The 25,628-nt window shown below is 44.9% G+C and carries 20 protein-coding genes; 5 read left to right on the top strand and 15 right to left on the bottom strand.

Features of this window, described 5'->3' with window-relative positions:
• Positions 1-4: 4 nt before the first annotated feature.
• The 4 genes from A3C46_05060 to A3C46_05045 all read left to right on the top strand — a co-directional run bounded on the left by A3C46_05060 (position 5) and on the right by A3C46_05045 (position 8,646).
• Positions 5-835 (top strand): hypothetical protein, encoded by an 831-nt coding sequence (locus A3C46_05060; protein ID OGQ22822.1) that lies wholly within the window; start codon positions 5-7, stop codon positions 833-835.
• Positions 836-871: 36 nt separating this feature from the next.
• Positions 872-2,134: a histidine--tRNA ligase gene (locus tag A3C46_05055; protein ID OGQ22821.1), complete on the top strand. Its 1,263-nt coding sequence runs from the start codon at positions 872-874 to the stop codon at positions 2,132-2,134.
• A gap of 171 nt (positions 2,135-2,305) precedes the next feature.
• Positions 2,306-4,051: an aspartate--tRNA ligase gene (locus A3C46_05050; GenBank protein OGQ22934.1), complete on the top strand. Its 1,746-nt coding sequence runs from the start codon at positions 2,306-2,308 to the stop codon at positions 4,049-4,051.
• A 194-nt stretch (positions 4,052-4,245) separates the two neighbouring features.
• Positions 4,246-8,646 (top strand): hypothetical protein, encoded by a 4,401-nt coding sequence (locus tag A3C46_05045; protein OGQ22820.1) that lies wholly within the window; start codon positions 4,246-4,248, stop codon positions 8,644-8,646.
• A 23-nt stretch (positions 8,647-8,669) separates the two neighbouring features.
• Here the strand turns inward: A3C46_05045 and A3C46_05040 are convergent, their stop codons facing one another.
• Together A3C46_05040 and A3C46_05035 are read right to left on the bottom strand one after the other, a co-directional pair.
• Positions 8,670-10,019, bottom strand: coding sequence for a hypothetical protein (locus tag A3C46_05040; protein OGQ22819.1), 1,350 nt, complete (start codon positions 10,017-10,019; stop codon positions 8,670-8,672).
• A gap of 63 nt (positions 10,020-10,082) precedes the next feature.
• Entirely contained in the window at positions 10,083-10,610 is a 528-nt protein-coding gene (locus A3C46_05035; GenBank protein OGQ22818.1) for a hypothetical protein, read from the bottom strand.
• Between the two features lie 105 nt (positions 10,611-10,715).
• Between A3C46_05035 and A3C46_05030 the strand changes: the two genes are divergently transcribed.
• A complete protein-coding gene (locus tag A3C46_05030) occupies positions 10,716-10,901 on the top strand; it encodes a hypothetical protein (protein OGQ22817.1) in 186 nt (61 codons plus the stop codon).
• Between the two features lie 181 nt (positions 10,902-11,082).
• Here A3C46_05030 and A3C46_05025 read toward each other — a convergent pair whose 3' ends face one another.
• The 13 genes from A3C46_05025 to A3C46_04965 all read right to left on the bottom strand — a co-directional run bounded on the left by A3C46_05025 (position 11,083) and on the right by A3C46_04965 (position 25,625).
• Positions 11,083-13,293 (bottom strand): ferrous iron transport protein B, encoded by a 2,211-nt coding sequence (locus A3C46_05025; protein ID OGQ22933.1) that lies wholly within the window; start codon positions 13,291-13,293, stop codon positions 11,083-11,085.
• Between the two features lie 97 nt (positions 13,294-13,390).
• Positions 13,391-13,627: a hypothetical protein gene (locus A3C46_05020; protein ID OGQ22816.1), complete on the bottom strand. Its 237-nt coding sequence runs from the start codon at positions 13,625-13,627 to the stop codon at positions 13,391-13,393.
• Complete coding sequence (locus tag A3C46_05015) at positions 13,618-14,145, bottom strand: hypothetical protein (GenBank protein ID OGQ22815.1); 528 nt, start codon at positions 14,143-14,145, stop codon at positions 13,618-13,620. Before A3C46_05015 ends, A3C46_05020 begins: the two co-directional genes overlap by 10 nt.
• A 56-nt stretch (positions 14,146-14,201) precedes the next feature.
• Positions 14,202-14,654, bottom strand: coding sequence for a hypothetical protein (locus A3C46_05010; GenBank protein OGQ22814.1), 453 nt, complete (start codon positions 14,652-14,654; stop codon positions 14,202-14,204).
• Positions 14,655-14,817: 163 nt separating this feature from the next.
• Positions 14,818-16,266: a hypothetical protein gene (locus tag A3C46_05005; protein ID OGQ22813.1), complete on the bottom strand. Its 1,449-nt coding sequence runs from the start codon at positions 16,264-16,266 to the stop codon at positions 14,818-14,820.
• Between the two features lie 58 nt (positions 16,267-16,324).
• Positions 16,325-17,476: a hypothetical protein gene (locus A3C46_05000; protein OGQ22932.1), complete on the bottom strand. Its 1,152-nt coding sequence runs from the start codon at positions 17,474-17,476 to the stop codon at positions 16,325-16,327.
• A gap of 306 nt (positions 17,477-17,782) precedes the next feature.
• Positions 17,783-18,043, bottom strand: coding sequence for a hypothetical protein (locus tag A3C46_04995; GenBank protein ID OGQ22812.1), 261 nt, complete (start codon positions 18,041-18,043; stop codon positions 17,783-17,785).
• Positions 18,044-18,194: 151 nt separating this feature from the next.
• Positions 18,195-18,578, bottom strand: a complete 384-nt coding sequence (locus A3C46_04990; GenBank protein ID OGQ22811.1) for a hypothetical protein — start codon at positions 18,576-18,578, stop codon at positions 18,195-18,197.
• Between the two features lie 189 nt (positions 18,579-18,767).
• Positions 18,768-19,214: a hypothetical protein gene (locus A3C46_04985; GenBank protein ID OGQ22810.1), complete on the bottom strand. Its 447-nt coding sequence runs from the start codon at positions 19,212-19,214 to the stop codon at positions 18,768-18,770.
• Positions 19,211-21,346 (bottom strand): hypothetical protein, encoded by a 2,136-nt coding sequence (locus tag A3C46_04980; GenBank protein ID OGQ22809.1) that lies wholly within the window; start codon positions 21,344-21,346, stop codon positions 19,211-19,213. Before A3C46_04980 ends, A3C46_04985 begins: the two co-directional genes overlap by 4 nt.
• Before the next feature lie 3 nt (positions 21,347-21,349).
• The gene (locus tag A3C46_04975) at positions 21,350-22,441 is read right to left on the bottom strand and encodes a hypothetical protein (GenBank protein OGQ22931.1); all 1,092 of its coding nucleotides are present in this window, start codon (positions 22,439-22,441) and stop codon (positions 21,350-21,352) included.
• A complete protein-coding gene (locus A3C46_04970; protein OGQ22808.1) occupies positions 22,441-24,426 on the bottom strand; it encodes a hypothetical protein in 1,986 nt (661 codons plus the stop codon). The genes A3C46_04975 and A3C46_04970 overlap by 1 nt, the downstream gene beginning before the upstream one ends.
• Positions 24,427-24,587: 161 nt before the next feature.
• Positions 24,588-25,625 (bottom strand): cell filamentation protein Fic, encoded by a 1,038-nt coding sequence (locus A3C46_04965; protein ID OGQ22807.1) that lies wholly within the window; start codon positions 25,623-25,625, stop codon positions 24,588-24,590.
• Positions 25,626-25,628: the final 3 nt, after the last annotated feature.

Genomic DNA, 25,628 nt, shown 5'->3' with positions numbered 1-25,628 from the left:
TCCCATGAGTCATCTTGAATATTATGGATTGAAAAAAGAACCTTTCTCCATCATGCCGTTGACCGATTTTTATTATAACAATGAGCAGCATGATCGCGCCTATCTTCATCTTCATCGAGCGATTCAAGCGATGAAGGGCTTAGCGCTTCTGACCGGTCCTGTTGGGACGGGAAAATCGCTCTTGGCGCGTCGTCTTTTTGAAAGTCTTCCGGAAGAAGAATATGAAGTCTCTCTGCTTGTGGTGCTCCATAGCGATGTCGATAGCAATTGGCTTGTGCGAAGAATCGCAGCGCAATTTGGAATTGAAGTTAAAGAAGATGAAAAAAAGGTCGATATCATGACGCGCTTGTATCGTCGTTTAGAAGAAATTGCCGAGACCGGAAAGCGCGCTGCAGTTCTGATTGATGAAGCGCATATGCTTCGCACGCAAGATTTGCTTGAAGAAATTCGAGGCTTACTCAATCTTGAACTTCCAGAACAAAAATTAATCTCCTTTGTTTTTTTTGGAATGCCGGAGCTCGATCAAGTGATTGCTTTGGAGCCAGCGCTCGCACAACGAACAGCCGTTCGATGTGAACTCAAACCATTTCCTCAAAATGTCATGGTCGACTATATTCGTTTTCGTTTGCAGCATGCGGGTGCGAGTCGAGAAATATTTTCTGGAGCGGCTCTTGCTGCTATCTTTTCTTTTTCGAAAGGGATTCCGCGTCTCGTGAATGTCATCTGTGATAATGCCCTCTTCGAAGGATATATCCGAAAAGCCTCTTTTCCTCTGACTCCTGACATCATTATGAGTGTGGCTGAAGACCTTCGTCTTGTCGCAGCCAACAATTGACGCTCCTTTTCCGCTCTGTTACATCTCCTCGTTCTTATGAAGAACCACGGAAACAAAGTCGAAATCCTCCGCGGGATGGAAGACATTCTTCCTCCTGAGAGTCATCTTTGGAGAAAAGTCATTGAAACGGCGCAAGCTGTTTTTTCGTCGTATGGATATGACGAGATTGTCACTCCCATTCTCGAGCCTCTGGCTCTCTTCAAACGAAGCGTTGGAGAGTCGACCGATATTGTGTCCAAAGAGATGTATGATTTTGTCGATAAAGGTGGACATGAAGTGACGCTTCGTCCCGAAGGGACGGCTTCTGTGGTGCGCGCTTATATCAACGCAAACGTCCATGGACTCGAGCCGATTTCACGGTACTGGTATTTTGGTCCGATGTTTCGTTACGAACGTCCGCAAAAAGGGAGACAACGACAGTTTTATCAACTTGGTGCTGAGTTGCTCGGCCCTTCGCATCCTTCTTCCGATGCTGAAGTGATGGCCATGCTTTCGCATTTTTTTGATCGCATGAAATTGGAACATATAACGCTTGAGATCAATTCGATCGGATCAGAATCATCGCGGAAGAAATATATCGAGAAGCTTTTATCCTATCTTGAACCCTATCGACGGAAACTTGACGAAGATTCTCAAAAACGTTTGCATCGAAATCCACTTCGTATTTTCGATAGTAAAGTGGAGTCGACCCAACACATTTTAAAAAATGCTCCCCGTTTTGCTGAATTTCTTTCTGTCGAAGATCGTGAGCATTTTGAGGCCGTTCAAAAATATCTGACATTGCTCAATGTGAAATATGTGGTGAATGAACGAATCGTGAGAGGACTCGATTACTATACACGGACTGCCTTTGAGTTTACGACCGATCAACTCGGTGCGCAAAATGCAGTAGCTGCCGGCGGTCGCTATGACGGTCTTGTGCGTGATCTTGGTGGGCCTGATATTCCAGCAGTCGGATTTGCGATTGGAATTGAAAGACTCATCTTGCTTCTGCAGTCACTACAATCAAACTTTACCCAGAAAGGCTGCAAGGCCTATGTGGCGGCGATGAGTGAGAAGGCCATTGAAGTGATGTCCCCAAAAATTCAGTCACTGCGCCAAAAGGGAATTCACGTTGAATGGGATTATGAACCGAAATCGCTGAAGAGTCTCATGAAACGTGCTGATAAATCAGGAGCTGAAATGGTGATCATTGTGGGTGATGATGAAATTGCAAAACAGAGTGTGATCGTTCGAAATCTGGTGACCAAAGAGCAGAAGGAAGTCAAACTTTCTGATTTAGAAAATCTATGGAATTAATTGACCAAACTGGTTCACATTTTCTCTCGGGGTACAGACGCTTCGATTACGCTCCTCGCGTCTTCTGTTTCCATCGGCGCGATTTATCAAACTGCATCGACGCGCCTCAGTCAAAGGCCCCCTGCGAGAAAATCTTCACCACTTTGGTCCATAGTTTTTAGCGGAGCTTTCATGAAACAGCGTACACACACATGTGGTGAGTTGACCAAAAATGAGACAAAGAAAAAAGTGATTCTTCAAGGTTGGATCCATGCACGTCGCGATCTTGGAGGGCTTATTTTTCTGCAGCTTCGCGATCGTTATGGGATTACGCAAGTAGTGCTGAACCCTGATACCGTTGAGAAAGAAACGATGAAGCGTGCGCATGACCTTCGTTATGAATATGTGATCGAAGTCGAAGGGGTGGTTCAGAAGCGTCCTGACGATCAAGTCAATAAAGCATTTGCGACCGGTGAGATTGAAGTCGAAGTCTCATCGATTGAAATATTGAACACCGCGAAGCCGCTCCCTTTTCTGATTGAAAACGACACGACAGCTTCAGAAGAGTTGCGACTCAAATATCGTTATCTCGATCTTCGTCGTCCGGTTCTTCAACGGCAATTGATCACTCGACACCGAGCAGCACAAATTGTCCGTCGTGTTCTTTCGGAAGAAAATTTTCTGGAAATCGAAACACCGGTTCTCACGAAATCGACACCTGAAGGAGCGCGCGACTATCTTGTCCCCTCGCGCATTGCGAAGGGAAAATTTTATGCGCTTCCACAGTCACCGCAATTGTTCAAACAGCTTTTGATGGTTGCGGGATTTGATCGCTATTTTCAAATCGTCAAATGTTTTCGCGATGAGGATCTTCGTGCGGATCGCCAACCGGAATTTACGCAAGTCGATATTGAGATTTCATTCCCAACACAGGAAACTGTTTTTGCATTGATTGAGAAGGTATTGCGTACCCTTTTTCAAGAAATTTGCGCTGTTGAAATTCCGAAACAATTTGATCGACTTCGTTATGCTGACGCTATGGAACGTTACGGCAATGATCGTCCTGATCGTCGCATTCCGTGGGAGTTGCAGAATGTGACAGAGATTTTTCGGAATGCCTCGTTCAAAACATTTGCCTCTGTGGTTGAAAACCAAGGGATTGTAAAAGTTCTTAACTGCGGTGCGCAGGACCTTTCTCGAAAAGAGATTGATGATCTCGAAGCAGTTGCAAAAACACATGGAGCAAAAGGACTTGCGTGGATTAAAGCAGAGAAAGAATGGAAGGGAGCGATTGCAAAATTTTTGGAGCAAGAAAAAGCGCCGCTGACAAAAATCTGTTCAATCAAAGAAGGAGATCTTCTCTTGTTTGTCGCTGATAAAGCATCTGTTGCGAATGCAGCGCTTGGAGCAGTTCGCTTGCACCTTGGAAAGAGACAAGGTTTCCTAGAAAAGGTGCAGCCTGATTTTTTGTGGGTCTATGATTTTCCTCTTTTTGATTGGAGCGAAGAGGAAAAAAGGTTTGTGGCAGTGCATCATCCCTTTACTTCGCCGCATATAGAAGATTTTCCATTTTTGGAAAACGATCCTGGGCGAGTTCGCGCGCTCGCGTATGATATTGTGCTCAACGGTTCTGAAATCGGTGGGGGTTCGATTCGAATTCATCACCAGCAGATTCAAGATCAAGTCTTTCGCTTGCTCGGTATTGGTAAAGAAGAGGCGCAGCAAAAATTTGGTTTTTTGCTCGAAGCCTTACAAATGGGAGCCCCTCCACATGGTGGCATTGCTTTGGGGTTTGATCGTCTGATCATGCTTCTCACGGGAACGGAAAATATTCGCGATGTGATCGCCTTTCCCAAAACCACAAGCGCTTCTGATCTCATGTGCGATGCTCCATCGCAGGTCTCCGCGAAACAGCTCAAAGAGCTTGGAATAGCATAAGTTTTTACATGCATGTCGAAAGTTTTTTGTTATACTCCTGAAAAGCGTCATTTTTTTGACTTTTTGCCCCTTTTTTCTCCCATTTTGAGAAAGAGGGGAATTTAAAAATATAAATAATATCATGTAGTTATAGTAAAAAATTTCCCTCTAAGCTGGCACATAAGTTGCGGTACAATGTTGGTGGAGGAAAAGTCGTGAAGAAATACGCACTCAAATACTTCATCCCCGTTCTGATTTTTTCCTGGGCTCTTATCTCCGAAGCGCATGCTGCGTCTCGTTTTTGGATTTACGATACTGCTGATGGTGATTCTGCATGTACTGGTCTGTGGAGTGAGCTGGCCTGTTGGTCCGGTACGAGCGGTGGATCAAAACTGACAACAGGTTCCGTTCCAGGAAGTTCTGATGCGGTCACGTTTGATGCAAGTGGAACGGGAAATTGTACGCTTTCGTCCAATACCACTGTGAGTTCATTAACGACGACAAACTACACCGGCGTTCTTGATATCGGAACAACGACGTTCACGACTTCAGGGAATTTTACCCTTGGCGCAAATACATTGGATGCTGATGCGGCGACGCTGAAGTTCACGGGAAGCTCGTCAACGATCGATGTGAGCACGTCATTTACGATGAAAAATTTTACGGTCGCAAAAAATGCTTTCGCAAACCTTACGGTGGCAAATGACGATACGCTTATTGTGACAGCAACCACAACGTTGACTTCTGGAAAACTCCAGAGTGGAAACTCAGGCTCAGGGGTTGAAGCACAGGGAGATGTTTCTTTTGAAAGTGGGTTTACAGATTTTCCGAACGGTAAAATTACTTTTACTGGCGATAACAATCAAACCTGTACGGGAAATCACAGCACGTCGAGTGGAACCACGACGGAGATCGTGATCAACAAAACTGGCGGAACACTTACGTTTGACGGCACATTGCGCGTGACCAAGAATTTTACACATACCGCCGGAACTGTTGCTCATACTGCCAATGCGAAAATCGTCTTCCGTAATATGATCGTGAATGCTCCTGCCAGTAGTATGTCGTTCAATGACGTGGATATTGAAGATGCGTCAGCCACCTTAGCAGCTGCCATTGATATTAACGACGATCTTTCCATCAGTGCTGACGGAACTTTGGAGGCAGGAACTCCAACTTGTTACGATATTACGGTTGGTGGAGATTTTACGTTTACTTCCGGAGGGGTGTTCAATAGACGCACATGTACGGTTACCCTGGATGGAACAAATCAAGCCATTAATGGCTCTCCCACATTTTATAATTTTTCAAAAAGTGTGAATACGGCTGATACCCTTACCATAGAAGCAAGCAAAACAGTGACGATTACAAACAACATGACCTTTCAAGGTGCCTCTGGCGCCTATCTGGCACTTCGTTCCAGTGTTGCAGGAACCCAATTTGGGATCGATCAAGGAAGTAATAACACCATGGACTATTGCGATTTAAAGGATGCTGATGGTGTTGGTGGAACGATTACGACGACCAATAGTTATCATTCCGGAAATGTAACCGATATTACCGTAGATCCCGGTGTCTCTTTCTCTGCATCATCGCAGAGTGTAGCTGAAGCAGTAGGGACGGTGACGGTGACTGCTACCCTTCCTGAAGTTCCCTCTTCAGATGTCACGATCCCGTTCACGGTCAGTGGAAGTGCAACGGCGAGCGGAACAGACCATAATCTCGCCGATGGCAATATTACAATTTTGAGTGCGGATAATGTTTCTACCGGGACTACAACTTTTACCGTAACAGCAGATACGATCGATGAGAGTGATGAAACCGTCATTCTGACAATGGGAACTCCCACCAATGCTGTTGCGATTAGTCCGACCCTACATACGGTGACGATTACCGATGACGATAGTACTCCAGGCATCAGCGTCAACGATGTTTCTGCGGTGGAGGGGAGTAGTATTCAATTTACGGTCTCGTTGAGCAACGCAAGTTCTCAGACGATCACCGTCGACTATGCCACCGCCAATGGGACAGCGACGACTGCAGATTCTGATTACACTGCGACAAGCGGGACATTGACATTCACAGCAGGGCAGACCACGAAGACGGTCGATGTTTCCACCGCCAGCGACAGCACGACCGAAGGCGATGAGACCTTTGTCATCAACTTGAGCAACGTGAATGCCAATGCCACGATCAGCGACAGTCAGGGAACTGGTACGATCACGGATAGTGGTTCAATTCCGACGATCAGCATCGACAATGTTTCTGCAACAGAGGGGAATACCTTTCAATTTACTGTGTCATTGAATCATGCCAGCATTCAAACGATTACGGTTGACTATGCCACCGCGAACGAGACAGCCTCCTCCAGTTCCGATTACACTGCGACCAGTGGAACAGTGACGTTTGCAGCGTTGGAAACCAGTAAGACGATCTCTGTAACGACAGCTGATGATAGTCTCAATGAAATTGATGAGACCTTTGTCGTCAACTTGAGCAACGTGAATGCCAATGCCACGATCAGCGATAGCCAGGGGACTGGCACATTAACGAATAATGATACATCTGGACCTAAGCCGAGAATCACCATCGATGATGTCTCTGCAACAGAGGGCAACACTCTTCAATTTACGGTGTTGTTGAATCGTGCCAGCACGCAAACAATTACGGTTGACTATGCCACTGCCAATGGAACTGCCACAACAAGTTCTGATTACACTGCAAATAGTGGAACGCTGACATTCGCTGCACTGGAAACGAGCAAGACGGTTTCCGTTTCGACAACTGACGATAGCACGACCGAAAGCGATGAGACCTTTGTCATCAACTTGAGCAACGTGAATGCCAATGCCACGATCAACGACAGTCAGGGAACCGGAACGATCACCGATAACGATACAGAATCAACACTTGTTTCAGCGAGTGCCGGAAGTGATCGACGCATGAATGCAGGCGAATCGATTACGTTAAGTGGAAGTGGAACAGGTTCAAGTATCAGTTATTCATGGACGATCATCAGCGGAAATACTGACGGAGTTGCATCGCTTGGAAGCGCGACTTCCGCTTCATCAACGCTTTCGGTTTCACAAAGCGCTCGCAGTCGATCACTTACCTTACGCCTCACGGTGACTGATGGCAGTACCTCAGCAACTGACGATGCGGTTGTGACAGTGAATCGTTATCTCGAAGCGGTCAGCATTCAAACAGAGACCCAGAGTAACCTCATGGTGGTTGGATCTGTTGGAGGATATACGGTCTATGAACGCCGCACGCAAATAAGAGGAAGTGAAGCTCATTTTCTTGAAATCGGATTCCTGACGCTGACACTTCCCTCAGGATATTCAAGTTATACAATTGATGAAACCAGTACCGGAAGAATGATGGTCGGTATTCAATTCCCGAGTGGAAGATCGCAGGTTTTCCTCGCAACAGAGAGCACAGGAACGTTAGCTAATCTTCCAAGGACGATTGATTTGAGCGAGCTTGCTGATCTTGCAGTTTCAAAGTCTGTTTCAAAAGCATCTTCCAAATTTGAGAGTGATTTGCTGCCAGCAGTGCTCTCAGCGTCAAGCTCTGACCCCTTCTTGATTCTTGAACGCAATGAAAGTGATGGTTTTGCTTCCTATCTCGGGACAGGCGATATCAACGGTGATGGAGAAATTGATATTGCGATTGCGGCGCCCGGTTGCGGATTTAATGGTTGTATCTATCTCTACAACCAGAACTATGTGCTTACGGGCCTCATTTTTGGAAGCAGCAATAATCCTATTTATTCTCTCGTCGTCCAAAATCTTTTTACCAAGACCAACAATGCTTTTCTCGTTGGTCCGGATAATCCAGGCATTAAGAAAAATCTTCAAGTGGGAAGCACGCTTACGGTGAAAGTAGCCGTCTCCAAGAGTTTTGCGTTGAATGAAGCGTCGAGTTTAACCGGAGAAGTCCAGCTTTCAAGCACTGGTGTCGATGCATCGCTCAGTCCCGATGCAAATATTCAAACGACAGCAGTTGGAGATTATAACGCTGACGGCAATCAAGACGTTGCTTTGGCAACAACGAACGGAGCTGTTTACATTATCAATGGTCCTCTCGTTGATGGCACGGTCTATTCTGAAGACGATGCTGCTGTGGTGATCAGTAATGGAAGCGCCAGTGACGGATTTGGTCAAAGTCTGGCATTTAAAGATGTGACAGGTGACGGCTATATTGATCTGCTGATCGGCGCTCCAACACATAATAATGATACTGGAATTCTCTATGTCATCCCGGGAGGAACGACGTGGAGCAGTACGATGAATGTCAATGATGAAAAGGGAATTATCCAAGTTCCGTGTGAGTCGAGTGGCGATCGATGTTTTGCAGGTATCTTCCTCAGAGATACAAATTCAGATGGAATTGATGAAATCTTTACGACGAAATCGACGAGTAGTGTTTATAAAGTGGACCTTTATGGTTCTATTAACACCAACCCAGGAGATGAGTTCTCCTTTGATGGTGGCGGAGGATGTTCGCTTTCAACTAAAGCTTCTTCGAAGCAGATGCTTCTTTTCTTCCTCATACTGCTTGTGGGTATCAAAAAGTCATTCCCGCGAAAGCGGAAATCTCGAGTCAAAACATGAGATCCCTGCTTTCGCGGGGATGACTATGGTTGCTGCACCGGAAGAGAAAATTCAACACGCCGATTGAGCGCTCTTCCTGCTGCGGTCGCATTGTCAGCGAGAGGTTGGCTCGATCCAAAGCCAATAACTTCAAGACGATCTGGTTCAACCCCACGTGCAATAAGAGCATCCCGCACTGCTTTCGCTCGTTCTTCAGAGAGTCGCTGATTGTACTTTTGAGGTCCCAGTACATCAGTGTATCCTTCGACGATCATTTTATTGAGTCGAGGATGTTTCAGAAGAAATGTTGCCACTTCTTCAAGTACCGGATTCCAGACTTCTTTGATATAAGCGCTTGCGAAAGAAAAATGAATCTTCTGATCAATCTTAAATTCTATTATTTTTTTCTCTTCTCTTCTCTTCTCCTTTTTCTCTTTCTCCGCCTCTTTTTGTTTTTCTTTCTTTGCGCTGGCATAGTGAAGATAATCAATGCCAGCGGTGACTCTGTATTCAGGAGATCCAAGACCTGAAACGATGGATCTTCCGCCAGCGAGCGTCATTCCCAGATGTGATTTTTTGCGAGAAGGTTCATAGCGTAATCCTGCTAAAAATTCCGATGGGTTCTGCAAACTGTTTTTTGCAAATGAACTGATGACGCTTTCACCCCAAAGTTCGCTTAAAAGTGCGAGTTTTTCGCTCATCTGAATACGGAATCCCAGGCCGAAACCGAGCGTGTCATCGATAAAAGAATTGGCGCCAGTTCGATACTGAAATTTTTCGTAATTTCGATAGGTAATGTTGAAAGCAAAAAAGAGTCGCTTTCTCAAAGAAGTGTCGAGCGCTAACGTGGCGCCTGGAGACCACATTCCATTTCCTAAAAAATGTTCTTCATCACCATAAGGGAGATACACAAAGGGGATGATGGCAATTCCAAGAGGAGTTCTATAATTTTCCAGCAAGCGAAATTTCATATCGAGACGAGGATCACCGAGTTTCCCAAATCGATTCTCTTTTGGCGCAGTTGTCGTGAGAAGAGAAGGATCTTGATAGGTTTGCCAGAGGATGACAGGTTGATTAAAACCGATATGCCACCAGGGGAGAATCCCAATGGCCCCCCCAATATCCGTGATGAGCAGATCATCGATCACACCTCGTACACGTCGACCTGATGTATTGTTGAGTTCAAGCGTACGTGGTGCATAATTCCAAACGGTTCTGATGGAAAAACTTCTCCAACCAAAGGTATGACTGTCATAGATACTTAAAAAGAGCCCGCTATCATTGGTCGGGAAAAGGTTGATGACATCACCGTTTTTCGCTGCTGCTGCAGGAAAAGAAGAAAAAAGAAGCGAAAAAAAAAGAAAGGATGTGAGGAGATAGTTGGTTTTCTTCACTCTACGTTACTCCCTTTAGAGTGTATCTCTTTAATCGAGATGAGAAGAAAAACAACCCTCGAATTAAAACTCGGAAACTTCTCCGAGCGAGTCTTCGGGATGATCGGTGAGAGCTGTCAAAATATCATGCCGAATGATTTCATACGCTGCTTTTGAAAGTTTTCCACTGGCCACGGCTTCTTGAATGAGTTCTTCTCCCCGTTCTCCGGCAAGATTAATCATTTCACGTGCTTCAACAGAGTGATTCCCTTTTTCCGCTGCATCATTCTGTTCCTCGGCCTGTCCATCTGGATTCAAAAGATGAACACTCAAATCGCGCATAATGACGGTATCTTTCATATTTTTTTCGATCTGAAGATTGGTCGGATTTGGAGCAATACGGCCAGGGGTCAGAAAAAGATGATGAATCTCTCCATCAATTTCAACGGAAGGATCTTGCTCTGTGTTTTGGCCGAGAGTTATTTTGTAATTTCCATAGCTCGCTCGCACATGCACCATGTTGATTTTGCTCGGTTGCAATTTGCAGAGAGGAGCAACGAGAGCACGCAGCGATTCGGCAAAATTTGGAACCGGTTCTTGGTTTCTTCCCATAAAGATCTCCTTGTCTCCACTTGCTAGAGAACTAAAAAAGCAAAGATTGTGCCAGCCGGCTTGCGCCGGTGCAAATACATAACTCATTGATTTTTATAAAGATTAATGGAGTTCAATAAAGAAGAAAGGCGTGGAAGCAGTCTCTTTGGCGAAAGAGGAAGTCAAAAAAATGACACACATCAATTTTTTGACTTGAAGGGACAATTGCATGCTCCCCCGCACATCGATTTCTGGCGCCTGCCAAAGAAACGCTTCAGAAGCCAAAGTGTAGTGAGTCCGACGACGATGTAGATGATGATATCTTGCATATTATGAACCACAGACCAAACTGGTGAAGATTTTCTCGCAGGGGACCTTTGAGGGAGGCGCGTCGATGCGATGTGATAAATCGCGCCGACTGAAAGAGAGGACGCGAGGAGCGCAACCGAAGCGTCCGTGCCCCGAGAGAAAATGTGAATCAGTTTGGTCTGCTTTACAGAGGGAAAAAATATTTTCCTCCTTGATAGACGATAAACGAAGCCCCGTAAGCGAGAAGAGTCATATAGACGACCATAAAAATGGGCCAACGCCAGGAGTTGGTTTCGCGTTTGACGACCGCAACAGTAGAAATGCACTGACAAGCGAGCACATAAAAAACGAGAAGACTTAAGGCCACAAGCGGATTAAAAACTTTTCGTCCATCTGCATGAACGTCATTTCTGATTGCACTTATCAGTGATTCAGAAGTTTCGTCAGTATCTTCGAGACTATAGACAATGGCCATCGTGCTGATAAAAACTTCACGTGCTGCAAAAGAAGCGATCAAACCGATTCCGATTTTCCAATTAAAACCGAGCGGTTCAATGAGAGGTTCAATGGCTTTTCCCATGCGGCCGGCGAAACTATACGCGATTTTTGACTCAGAAGAATTCATTTCAAAATTATTTTCTGATACGGGTCCTGTCGTCTCCGTCGTTCCACCTCCCCGCTGACGCGGGGCGCCCCTGGGATCCGACGTCGACGCCACCCGAATCATTTGTCCATTTTGAAATGAATTCTCTGCAACATGATTTTTCGGTTTCGGATAACTCGTCAAAAACCAAAGGATGATCGAGAGGGCAAAGATAATCGTCCCGGCATTCGTCAAAAAAAGTTTTGATCGCTCCCACGTTTTTTTAAAGACATTTGAAAATTGAGGAAGACGATAAGGAGGAAGCTCAATGAAAAAGGGGAGTGAGGGAGTTTTTAGAATTGTTTTTTTGAGCAGAAAAGCAACCGCAATAGCCGCGATAACGCCTAAAAGATAGAGACTCCACATGACAATACCTTGAAGATTGAAGATGCCAAGAAACGTGAGTGACGGAATGCATGCGGCAATGAGAAGCGTATACACCGGAAGCCGTGCGCTACAACTCATGAGGGGTGCGATGAGAATGGTAATGAGTCGATCTCGTTTCGATTCAATCGTTCGTGTGGCCATAATGCCCGGAATGGCACATGCAAAAGAACTGATGAGCGGGATGAACGATTTTCCGTGAAGACCAAATTTTGCCATCAACTGTTCCATGACAAATGCCGCGCGTGCCATATAGCCAGAGTCTTCAAGAAGCGCGATAAAGAAAAAAAGAAACGCGATTTGAGGAAGAAAAATAATAATCCCGCCAATGCCCGCCACTGCTCCATCAGCCAGTAGACTTCGAATTGGTCCTTCGGGAAGCGTCCGATGAATGACATTGCTCGCTTTTCCAAAGAAACTATCGATGAAGTCCATCGGAAATGTAGCCCAACTAAAAAGAGCCTGGAAGATAATACCGACGATCAGAAAAAAGAAGAGCGGACCCACCATGCGATGGGTGACAATGGCATCAATGCGATCTGTCATTGAAGTCTTTGGTTTCTGCAAAAGACGTGAGCACGCAGATTTGCAGACATGGTTGATCCACTGATAACGCGCATCTGCTTCAAGAGATTTCCAATCAACATGTTCTGTTTCGAGCATGTAATGAATCGTAGAACAGAGTTTCAAAAGATTTTGCTTCTGCGGATAAGTTTCGAGTTTGTCATCTCGCGAAAGGAGACGAAGCGCTTCCGCACGTCGTGAATTGGAATGAGAGATATGAGCAAGATGCGGTTCAAGTTGTTCTAAGTGTGAACGAACCGAAGAGGAGAGCTGCAGTTGTGTCAAAATGGAAGGGGGTGCACGCAGTGTCTCTGTGGCAAGATACGTTTTGAGTTCAGCAACACCCCTTTTTTTATTTGCTGCCGTAAAAAAAACCGGAATTCCGAGTCGCTTTGAAAGAAGCTCCAATTCAATGGATTGTCCCTTTTTCTTGGCTTCGTCGATCATGTTGACCGCAAGAATTGTCGGAAAACCGCAATCAATGACTTGTGTGGTGAGATAAAGATTTCGTTCGAGATTCGTGGCATCAGCAACGACAATGACGCCATCAATGGACATTTTCTCTGATGAAAGGCCCAATAGAGTTTGGACCACAATCTCTTCGTCAGGAGAACTCGGTGTCAGACTGTAGGTGCCAGGAAGATCAATGAGACGAATTTTTTGATCGTTGACGTGAAACGTTCCTTCTTTTTTTTCAACGGTGACTCCTGCATAGTTTCCGACTTTTTGATGAAGACCGGTGAGAGCATTGAAAAGAGTGGTTTTGCCGGTATTAGGATTTCCAACAAGGAGAAAAGTTTTCATCTTTATGACAATTCGCTCATGGTGAGCCTGTCGAACCATGAAAAACTTCATCCTGCTCATCCTTCGACAGGCTCAGGATGAGCGGTACAAACAAATATTAAATGATGGCTAATAAAATCTGGGATGCTTCTTGTATCGATACCGCAATATTATTTTGATCTCCAAGACGAACATGAAGAGCGCCGCCGAAAGGAGCGCGACGGACAACGGCGATGGCTGTTTCAGGGCGCATGCCGAGTTCCCGAAGTCGCGTAAAGAAAAGTCCTTCCCCGGTAATTTGTTTAATGGTTCCTTTTTGCCCAGGTTGAATCGTTGCAAGTGAAACTAGTTCCATTGTTTCCCCCTTCGGGACTGCGTCCCTTTCTTTGGCGTGACAGGAAGTAATGTTTGGCACGCCGGAAATTTTTTGAGTTCCATCATGAAATTGCGTACGGCTTCGTGATCGCTTTTGAGAAAAGAAATGAAGTGCGCGAGTTTCACGCTTGTTTCAATGCTGATAAGATGTTCGATTTTGCAGGCATCGATTTCCGCTTGATCAATTTCTACACTCAGCACATCCCGGAAAAAAGTTTCCAGAAGTTCATCATTTTTTTCGATCAGCTTTGTGAGGCGAAGTCCTTCTTCTGAAAGTGAGAGAAATTTATTTTGATCTTCACGAATGAGGCCACGTTTTTTGAGAGGCTTTAAACTGATCGAACAACTTCCACGGGTAATATTGAGCGCTTTGGCAATATCGGTCACGCGCGCATAACCTTGCTCTTCGATAAGTTCATGAACCGTCATCAAATAATGAGCCGCACTGTGGGTGAGGGCATTCTCTTCAAAGAGTTTCCAGGTCGTGGTTTGTGACATAATGCGCCTGCTTATAGAGCAAGTGTTTTATATGTCAAACAAAAAGATGGGATATGCTAAAAACCTCTTTTGGCTCTTCGCTCATCTCGTTTTTTCGTGCAAGCGCAACCGGCGCAGGACTTGATTTCCTTCGTGATCAAATCGACTTTGAGCGAAGCCATAAGGTGGGTGAGATTTCCATCTTGTTCGACACCGTCCACCGTGCAGACATCTTGGTTCGTTGCAGAGACATCTCCTAAGAGAGATCGCAAACCATTTTGAATCGAGAAGAAATGTTTTAAGAAGAGAAACTCTTCAATGTCATCTTTTGGGGGAAGATATTCTTCCAAAAAGTGTTCTGCTGGTGTGCTAAGGATTTCGCTGATCTTTTTTTCTTTAATCCAATCAGAAATGAGCGACAGCTCCCCAACTTCGGCGCCACACGTCCGTTTTGAAAGTTCATAGCTCAAAATGTGGTCGTGTTCATCAAGGGTCAGTTTTAAAGAGTCTGTCACATCGTTACAGGGCATATATGTTCCTTAGGAGGTATGTTCAAGCTGAGATCACTCATGGCACTCCTCCTTTTTATTGTCAAAGAAAGACAAAGCAAAAGTAATGCCAGTGTTAGCTATTGAAAATCAGTGAGTTACAAAAATGAAAGTGGAGTGATTCTGTACAGAAAGTGAAAAAATGCTACACATCGTTCGTGTGATTTTGCATTTTGATGAGTTCGTTTTTGAGAAAAGAGGTCGCCCGACAATCGTCTTCATTATATCGGAGTATTTTCTCTTTCATGCTTGTATGTCCGCTTAAATATTCATTCATCCAGACAATCGATGCGGCGCCACCAGCATCACTGGCATCCCACTGAAATCCCAAAAACTTGCAGATCGCCTTGACGCCATAGCTTGTCAGCGGCCAGTCAGTATTCTCGGTGACAATTTTATAAAGATCGATTGCTGTTCCATTTTTACCGAACAATCGTTCATACGATGTCGAATCGAGTTGATGCTTACTGATGAGTCGCTTAAGCGTTGTCTTTTCGTAATCACTGTAGTGATACACAGTCGCATCCGGGTGCTGATTGAAAAAATCAAACAGGTGTTCGGTGATGGTGCGTTCCTCATCGCGATGTTCTGCAAAGAAGGCGTAATACTTTGGCTCTTTCCCTTTCTCGATAAGCAAGGCGCCGTGCAAATAGACAAAATCCTGTGTTGGGTCATCTTCGATATCGTAATGAATCTCTTTTTCAGCATCAGGAAAAGTGATGGGGTTATGGATGACCGGTTTTTTGCTCAGGTGAATCTTCGCGCGCACAACAGATTTTGCAGGGAGATCGGCGGGCATTGCATTCCAAAAGAATCCTTGGTTTTTCAGTTCTATAACTTTTCTCGTCAAATAGTCTGGATCTTGCGCCGCAAGATCTTCGATCGAACGAATGCCGAGTTGATTGAGTCCGAGTTTCATTGCCTGACCAACATAATAGACGAGTGAAATATCCTGTTTTTCATCGGCCCAACTTCGACATGAATCTTTCCAGTCGCATAAGCCGCAATTGCTGTTGATCGTTGGCTCTGCTCCGAACGCATTTCCCTGAAGATAATTTTCTAATTGATTCACTGACCATTCGTAATTCTTGGGAGCTTTATAAAGAGGAATCGGAAGAATGCGCGACTTGGTCTTATAGATATAACCTTTCTCTGGTCGCTTGCCTTGAACGTGCTCTAAAAGTTCACCATAAAAATAGATTTGCCAGAATTGTTCTATGGGAACCTTTTCATTGCCATCATCCCATGTCGCATCAATGCGAGTGAGTTTAATATCCATCGGATAATAATGATGCGCGCCGAGCGACGAAGATCCCGGTGTTTTCAGAAGCAGATCAGGACGACCGAGTTTATTTCCTGAAATCAAAACACCTTGATAAATGATATCAATCCCATCTTGCATTGCTTTGAGCGTTTCCTTGGCCAAAGCTTCGGATGCCGGCTTCTCAGGATCGATTGCACGAAACGATTTTTCGGAATGATCTCGCTGATACGATTCAATGACCTTTGCTTCATATTGCACTCCCGATTCCCACAGCAGTTTCACGAGCGGATGCACGTCGACTTTCAACGATAGATCCCCATTGAAATCCATAAATGGTCGATAGGCGCACTTCTTGAAATTATAGAGATCAGTGGCGGTGATGTAGTGTTTAGACAATTTCTCCGCTCCATAACATTTCAAGGAAATGAGAAACGGGGAAAATATCAATGCCGTCCAATTTTCGAGGTTTTTCATCCATGGAAACAATAATGTTCTTTTTCAATTTCAACTCTTCTTTAAGAGCCTTAATACCCGTTAAATGGCGTTCTGTAATCAATTCAGAACCTTTTACTTCAATGGCAATTTCATCTCCGATCAAAAAATCAACTTCGTAATCTGATATTTGGGATTTCCAAAAAGTAAGCGGCCGGGAATCCCGCTTATAGGAAAGATAGGCTTTCAATTCTGTAAAAATAAATTGCTCAAACGACTTTCCGAACAGTTCTGTTTTTGGACTGATGTTTCTTCGTCCGGCCAAAACGTTGCAAACGCCGCAATCAAAAAAATAGAATTTCGCGGTAGAAACTGCCTTTCGTTTTTTCGTCTTTGTATAGGGCTCTAAAATGTATCCGATGAGTGTGTCTTCCAAGATGGAGAAATATTCCGCTACAGTGCGAGGCGATATTTGGGCATCGTTTCCAATATTTGTAAAATGAGTTTGTTCCGCGTTGCAGAGTGATGCTGTTTGGAGAAAACGAGAGAAATTTCCGATGTTTCGCGCCAACCCCTCCGCCTGGATTTCTTCTTTGAGATAATTTCCGACATAATCATGAAGATCGTTTTCCGGGTCGTCAGAGGGGTAAAGAGAAGGAAGTGTTCCCCAATTTAAAGCTCGGATCAAATCAAAATTGGGAATTTCAGCGGAAACTAATGGATAGAGGTGAAGCGTTGTTGCCCGACCTCCCAAAAGATTGGCTCCACCTCTTTTTAACTTCCGCGCGCTGCTCCCCGTTAAAATAAACTTCATTTTCTTTTCCTCAATCAATGAATGAACTTCATCAAGCAAAAGAGGAAGTTTTTGTATTTCATCTATAATAATCAGCGGATTCGCGGATGCAGTTGCCATCAATTCTTCTCGGAGTAAATGAGGGCGCTGACTCAGCCGAAGAAATGTTTTCGACTCAAGCAAATTATAAAAAGGGATATTGGGAAAAGTTTTCTTGAGATAAAAGGTTTTCCCCGTCTGGCGAGGCCCAAAAAGAAAAAGGCTTTTCCGTTTGAGAGGAGTTTGAAGGTCAAGAATACGTGTGTAATCCACCATCATGAGAGCCTAACAGAAGTTAAAAAATACGCAATGGTGTTGCTGAAAACATCATATATTTCGCAGAGCTTATTTATTTATAACCAATTGATTTTAAAGTGCTTTTATCAACGTATTGCCATCCATGTACGGCCAATAAGCGCATTTTTTGAAATTATAGAGGTCAGTGGCGGTGATGTAGTGTTTCATCATGCTCACTCTAGGGAATATCCTTGATATCTGGCGCCCAAGCAGTTTGCTTGCAAAATAAAAACGACGGCATTGCAAGCTACCGTCGTTTTATTCTGAAGGCCATTAACATTCAAGCTATAAGAATCTGCTGCCGCTTTTGGATGCGTTGTTTTTCCAATGCAGTGGGCAAAGATTGCTCATAGTGTCAGACCCACCATTTGCGGTGGCAATAATGTGGTCAACTTCCCATCCATATTGACTGTTTCTGTTGCCGTAGTCAGACCATTTTATCCAAGCTCCGTATTTGTCTTTACGAAAGCCATTCCGGTCGTTTTCTGCACCTGCGTTTTTAGCTTTAAACCAAATTTGTTTAAGCTGTTCTTGAGTTAAGTTCATTTCAGAACCTCCCTATTTAAATTGAACCCACAGGAAAACGAAAGGGCTCTTGATTTAATGGAGGGGAACCGCTACAAGTGTACTTGCATTGAACAAGTGGACGGGTTTTCCTGTCCCCTATTTAAGGGCCAATCGTTAGCGCGGTTGGCCTTTAATTTTTCTTTTTAAAAATCGATGGTGATGATCCTGCTCCCTTTTTAATTTGCTCTATTTTTTGCTCCTTCTTCAGTCGCGCCAACGCATTTGAAACTGATGCAGGTGTCATCGCCGCCCCCACAGATGCATCAATCTCGGAGATCCATTTTTTTAGATCACGCGAAGTAAACTCACCCTCGCGCCTATCTATGGCTTGATGTAAAACCTTTTTAAGGCTGCCATAAGAGCTTGTGCTAACACTGCCGCCATTGATTGAAGATGTGGTATTTTTGAACTCAGGATAAAGCTCATACAGGGCTTCAAGTTTACGGTTGTAAGTCTCTTCGATCTCTTTCTTGTGTCTCAGAAACTCACTTTTCTTTTCACCTTTGGTGGCCATTTGTGACGAGTAAGCCATTCTTACAGATATTGCAATAATAATTTTAAACAATTTAACAATGGTGTAAAGAAGGTGAATATAAAGAGTTGGGGCGGAGCGCGGTTTCTATTACGACTCCCCCCGAAAGACGCGTTAGGTGGAGTAAAATAATTGTTCAAATAATTTCCATGCCCGCATTTCTAGTCACATTCACAAATCTTCAAATGACCCGACTTGTTTTTTCTGCTTGAAGGAGGAACTTCCCTCAAGTTGAGACAAGCTATTATTCTTCGCAAACAGCGCCCCTTTGGAGTTTTCAATAAACCGGTAAACCATCCCGCGCTGGCGGCACCAGGCATCACCGGCATGCCGTTTGGCGTGCGTGGAAACCCAGGCGAGAAAGCCAGCACCTTTGGTTTCATGAATCTCCTTTGACCCGTCCGCATAGGTGACAAGGAAGTCCGGCAAGTAGTGGCGTGAAATGATCCCGAAGATTTTGTAGGGAATTCGGATCCCGTGGTCCTTGGTCCATGAAACCACGCCACCCATATTTTCCAATTCAAACATGTAATCTCGCTCCAAAAGACTGTCATAAGTAGATTCACCTTTTGGAGTTTTCTTGAGTCCTTTAAGAATACCTCTCTTCGACTGAATCATTTTTCAGACCCCTCACCAAGAATGCCCAAGACGATTTCCGGCTTCCGAAACTCATCCAAAATCTGGGGTAAGGAAAAATGCAGTTTACGCAATTGGGCCTCCGGAGATTCGCCCAAACCACTAACCCCCTGAATGGCAAAAAGTTCGGTCAAAATCCATTCCAGCGCTTGCATCAACTTAAGCGTTTCCTCGGCGGTCTCCATCTTGAAACAAAGCATCAGTGCATGATGAGGCTCGTTGAGCAGGTCTGTTTGGAGTTCCCGAATCAAGTCTTCCCGTTTTTTATCTTTGTATTGACCGGCCACACTTTCATTGAGTTCCTCAATATTAATCTCTTCTTCAGGCAAGACATGCGCAGTTGTATCGCCCCCCAGCTTTTGACTTTTTATATTGGTAATTCTTTGGAGGGCCGATGATATTTTTTTTGCTAGGGGAAACTCTCGAAAATGTTTTTGCCAATTGGCGATGGGATGAACACCCTTGCCATCAATGGAAGGGAGACTATTGAGTATATCTTCAACATCCAATTCCGGTTTCTTGTCTTCCTTATTGGCCTCCTCCGATTCCTCTATTTTCGGCTTTTCCAGAGGGATGTCTTCAATACAAGAATCTTCCACGGCGTCGCCTGGATTCAGTGGCTTGGCGTACTTGTGAGCTGAAAGAATCTCCCAAAGCCAATCATGATTGAAAGCCGGATGATCGATGACAAACAGAAAATCCCGTTCGTTGGGCTGGCGGATTCGTCTTAGGCCTCGACCAATGATCTGTGGGCCATAAACTGTATAAGTCCGATCCCCCTTTTTCTGAAAACTGAATTTGCGAAAAAGGCAAATAATGGCAATATTTCTAACATCCCAACCTTCACGCAACATAGAAACAGCAATGATGACCCGTACTTTTCGTGTCTCATGCCATAACTCTTCATCTTCTTTATTCAAACCCTCTGGACCTTTACGTCCAAGCAAAAATGCTTTCCTGTTCTGCAGTTCTTCTTGTTTGCTGTGAACAAGCAATAATTCTTCTGGTTTATAGCCAAATGGTTTTTTCTGAAGGGTTTCATAAATTTTAAAAGCATCTTTTTGGGAGAGTGCAACTGTCAGCATCAACGGTTCCCATTGTGGCTTATCATCCACTCCGCGAGGGACACATTTTTTCTGATAATCCAAACAGCTTTTTGCAATTTGAAGCTGTTGTCTGCGGGCGTTATCTGCCGTGACGAAACGAACGGCACCGCTTCGCCTGAGTTCACTTTCGATCTGCTCCCAGGGCATTTCTTCGGCATCAAGCGTGCGAATCACCTGATTGTTTTCGTCCCACTCTTCATATTGCAGTTTGACGCTCTGGATGTCTGGTCTGGTCACTACGATCTGTTTTACCACTCCATCGCGCATGGCTTCCTGCACATGGTATTCATACAGCGGCGGATAGGTATCGAGGTCCTGCTTGTCGAGGCGGTAAGGGGTTGCAGTCAGGTCAATCCGGGCAACGGTTTTTCGACGCAAAAGTTTTAACACTTCCCGATATTCTCCCGCCGCTGCGTTATGCGCCTCATCATTAAAAATCACGAGTTCGGGTGTAACCTTGTCTGCAAGGAGCACTTCAAGGGCAGGAGAACCCTTGCCTTCGTAAAGTTGATGGATGTTTGCGACAATCACATGGGCGTCACGGATGCCGGAGGCGTCGCTTCCATCCCGCAGGACTTTACACACAAGGCGTTCAGGTACCCTGGAGCAAGAGTTGAAGAAAAAAGGGAATTCTTTGAATGCATTAGCTGGATTATTAAACTCAAAGTCGTCTTTGACCCGTTCACGAACAATGGTGTTGGGAACAAGAATCAGGAATTTTTCGCACTTACGAACCTGCCAAAAGTACGACATCAAACCAGCCATGATGACGGTCTTACCGCCTCCGGTTACAATATCGAGAAGGCATTCCCACTTTCCTCGTACTTCACCATTATGAATAACACGTGCAATCGCCTCCCATTGATGACGATAAAGTGGTTTGAAGAAATCCTGTCCGCTAAGGCGCTCGAAAAACCTTTGAGCCACCAGTCTTTGATGGTCATTCAGATTTGGGAACTGGGGCGTCTCCGTCCAGAGTCGCCATTGTAATTCTTCTTCGGTAATCATGAATTATTCTTCCTCTGCGGCCCATGCCAAAAGTTTTCTTTTCAGATCTTTTTTCGATGGGAGGTAGAGTTTATATTCTGACGCATAGATGTTGGCTTTTTCAGGAAGCGTGATTTCAACCAAGGCACTACCTTTTGTTCGGCAAAGAATGATGCCGATGGTGGGATGTTCGCCATCCCTTTTTACAAAGCGGTCGAAATAATTGACGTACATCTGCATCTGTCCCAAATCTTGGTGGGTGAGTTTGCCGATCTTGAGATCGATGAGCACGTAGCAGCGTAGAAGGCGATTATAAAATACAAGGTCAACGTAGAAGTGATCGGTGTCAAAGGTGAAACGTTTTTGCCGGGCTTCGAAAAGAAAGCCTTTGCCCAACTCAAGCAGAAAATGTTCCAGTTTATCGATAATGGCGGATTCCAGATCCGACTCCGCATATTTGTTTTTTTCATCCAAGCCGAGAAATTCCAGCACAAGGGGTTGCTTGATCAGGTCGGAGGAAGTTTCTATCAATTGGCCCTTTTTGGCCAACTCCAGGACTTTTTTCTTGTTCCGGCTTAAGGCCAGACGTTCATAAAGGCTGGAATTGAACTGGCGTTTGAGTTCCGGCAGAGACCAGCCGTTTTGGGCAGATTCGATTTCATAGAATTGTCGTTCATCCTTGTCTGAAATTGTCATCAGAAAAACGTAATGGGACCAGCTCAAAACAGAGCTGACATTCGATAAGATTGACTGGCCTGGCGCGGAAATGGATTTCCGAGAAGGCTTCTCGGAAATCTTCGGCAAGCATTTCCGATATTCAAGATAAAAACGCCGCATATTTGAGAGATTGTCCTCTGAAAATCCGCGCCCGAACTCACGAGTTAGGCTCTCTGAAAGTCTTGTAAGCACGTGTTTTCCATAAGTGGCTCGCTTTTCTCCGAGTTGTTCATGTTCGACAACACGGCGTCCGATCTCAAAGCTGGTGAACACCTGAAGAGTGTCAATGCTTCGCGAGGCGGCTCGCCTGGCTGAAATAATAAGATTGCGTACCCCGCTTAGTAAATCCTTCCAATCTTGAGGTTTGAGTCCTTCCATTTTGTTTCCTTTTGATACCATCATACATTCACGATCTTCTCTTCAATAATCCTGCAATCGGTTTCACTCACTTCGATTCGGGCGGCAACTGTGGCTTGTCCGTCGAGATTGTCCTGTACCCTCGCCGCAATGCTGTACGTTCCTGACTTTGGAAACGTGTGATCCGTTGTCAGGATAGCGATAAAATCTCCATTCTTTCCGTCCCGGTTCAAAGCATGTTCCCGACTGGCAAAGCGGTTGTTGTCATAGGAAAAATCCCACTGACAGTTGATCAGCTTGGCGCCCGCACCGATAGCCCTTGCCCCTTCCAAAGCAAAAGAGACGGTCAACTTGTTCCTACTGGTGACAGTGATTTTTCCGGCATAGGGCGCGCCGGTGAATGAGAGGAGTTGATTAAGACGATTGAATTTGAGATCAAGATTGCTTTCACCAACGTTGCGGAAAATTTTCTGACGGAAACTCTCGCTCCCCAAAGAAATCAGATCGATTTGTAACTTGACTCCCTTGCTGTTGAGGGTTTCTGCCGCCTTGCGCTTCCAACCTTCACACTGAGGATCAAAAGACCACCCGATAATCTGAAGAATTTTGTCTTCTCCCTCGGCGAATTGTCGAGAATACTGTTTGACCGTGTCTTTGACGGCGCCATCCACTTGTGTAAGCGTCACCCGTTCATTGGGGTCGCCCGGGCCAATGGAAAGGATAATTTTGTTGTTGGCCAAGCCATGAATCCATTGAGCCTGACCCGTAAAGGGCATGGCCTGGTATACAGTGCGGATGAATTTTGAAAATTCCTCATGGGAGATACCGCGAAATTTATCTTGAGGGTAGCTCCCCACATAGCCCACGCGAATATCGGCAACGTCTGCCTGTTTCATTGGTAGAGTCGGCTGGGCTTTGTTTGTTACTGTTATGCCTGAAATATTTTCAGCGATATCAATTAAACGGCTAGCGGTAACGCTGACAGCAACGCGAGAAATGTCACAGCCGATAAAACGGCGATCCAATTTCAGAGCGACAGATCCCGCTGTGCCACCACCCATGAAAAAATCAGCGACTATACCGTTGGAAGTTGAAGACGCCTTAACGATTCTTTCAAGTAAAGATTCCGGTTTTTGTGTAGGATACCCTAATCTCTCATCCCACCCATGACGCCCAGTCAACGGCTGTACATCTAACCACCAATCGTTGGGAATTTTCCCATTATCTTCATAGTAGACATACTTCTTCCCATTTGAGATTCTCTCCCGATAGCGTCTACCTTGTCCGTCTTTCAGATTAAATGGCGTTACAGAATTAGGCGAAATTAATTCATAGGGTATATGAACGTCGGCTTCGTTAAAAATCCATTGTTGCGTTTTTGAGTACCAAAAAATTATATCATGCTTGCGGGCAAAATTTTCCTTTCCTTTGCCGCCATTTTGGTAACACCAGATAATCTCGTTCCGAAGATTGTCATAGCCGAAAATTTTATCGAGTTCACACTTGATGTAATGAGCTGCATGCCAATCGCAATGAACGTAAATGGAACCGGTAGACTTGAGTACCCGCTTCATTTCCCACAATCGGGCATTCAGCCAAGCGAGATAAGAAAACATCCCATCCTGAAAAATATCGGTGAAAGAACGCACTTCATTGTCGTCACCCCAGATTTGGGTGTAGGTCCGATTGGAAAAGAAGGGCGGGTCGATGTAAATCAGGTCGATTGATTCAGTGGGCAACTGGCGCAGAACATAGAGGTTGTCCCCCAGATAAAGCTGATGGGGTTCCATACTTGGCGAGCCAAAGCTAACGTGGTCATCGGGATGATGCGACGCCGGCGGAAACAATCGCGGCAATTCCAACTTGGGAAAGAGATGGCCGTAGTGCTGTTTGGCATCATACCCATAGGGTGCCATCGTGGGGTCAGGTAGATTTGTCCCCGCTCGCGCTGACCGACGTAGTTTCTCGGTAGAAAAAAACTTTTCTTGCGTTGGCAAAGTTTGGTTTTTTTCAATTTCTTTAGTCATAGATTTAGGTCTACACGAATCAAAATTTTGAGAGCCATAATACTAGAATTTTACAGGCGAAAATTCAATCATGATTCTGTAGTGAGAGGTTTAGACAACGTAAACAAAACGCTACAAATTCCTATATACATTACACTTATTATTACACTTATTAATGTGTATTACCCTTTTTGCTTCCAGGTGGCCCCTGGGCCCCGTGCAAGGCATTCAACCTTTTTTGCTTTCTTCAAATTGTGGAGCACACGGCGAATCATGTCACGACTGACAGTAGGGCAGGATTTTTCTAGATCCGAAACCGTGAATCCATTTCCCAGTGATCGAATTGCCGCTTCAATCAATTCTGTTTTGGCTCCTTTAGGTTCTTTGATTTGTCCGGCTCTTTTTTCAAATTCCTTGTAGGCTTCTTTGAGAATGAATAGTAAAAAGTTGATGTAGTGCCACGGATCATGCTTTCCCTCATGCCAACCCTGTGAGCTGAGCTTCAAGGTTTCGTAGTAACGTTCTTTGTTTTCTTCGATCAGTCGTTCAAGACTAATGTACCGTCCAACTTCATAACCCAGATGATAAAGCTGAAGCAGAAGCAGCAATCGCGACACACGACCATTGCCATCGCGCAAGGGATGTACGCAAAGAAAATCGAGATTAAATCCCGCCAAAATGACAAGTGGATGAATAGCTTTATTTTTGAGATGATCTTGCCACAACGAAACAAGCTCCTTCATATTTTTGGATGTCTCTTTTGCAGAAGCGGTTTTGAAGCGAACAGTATATGTACCATCTGTGTGGCGTTCGATAATATCACTGTCCTTTGTTTTGTATTGCCCAGCGTCTCCAATTTTTCCCCGAGCGAGATGATGAAGTTCTTTGATCGTTTTTTCCGTAATCATTGGCTTCTTTTCGTGAATCCACTTAAGTGCATTGCGATATCCCCGTATCTCCTCTTCATCTCTATCGTGCAGAGCTGAGCGGCCTAGAATCACGGCTTTTACACGATCTTGATCAACCGTTACTCCTTCGATCCGATTGGACGAGACCGCACTTTCAATCAACGCATGCTGACGTAGGACCTTGAGTCTCTGTTGAGATTGCCGTGTGAAGAGTTCTTGCTTACCGCGTGCTTCTCCAAGGTCGCCAATATACCATGCGGCAGATGCCGGTACTTCTCTGAGTTCATTTTCGAATTGTTGGAGAGTTTTCATAGT

The organism is Deltaproteobacteria bacterium RIFCSPHIGHO2_02_FULL_44_16 (assembly GCA_001798185.1).
Lineage (GTDB): Bacteria > UBA10199 > UBA10199 > 2-02-FULL-44-16 > 2-02-FULL-44-16 > 2-02-FULL-44-16.
This window is presented reverse-complemented; position numbering and strand designations above follow the sequence as displayed.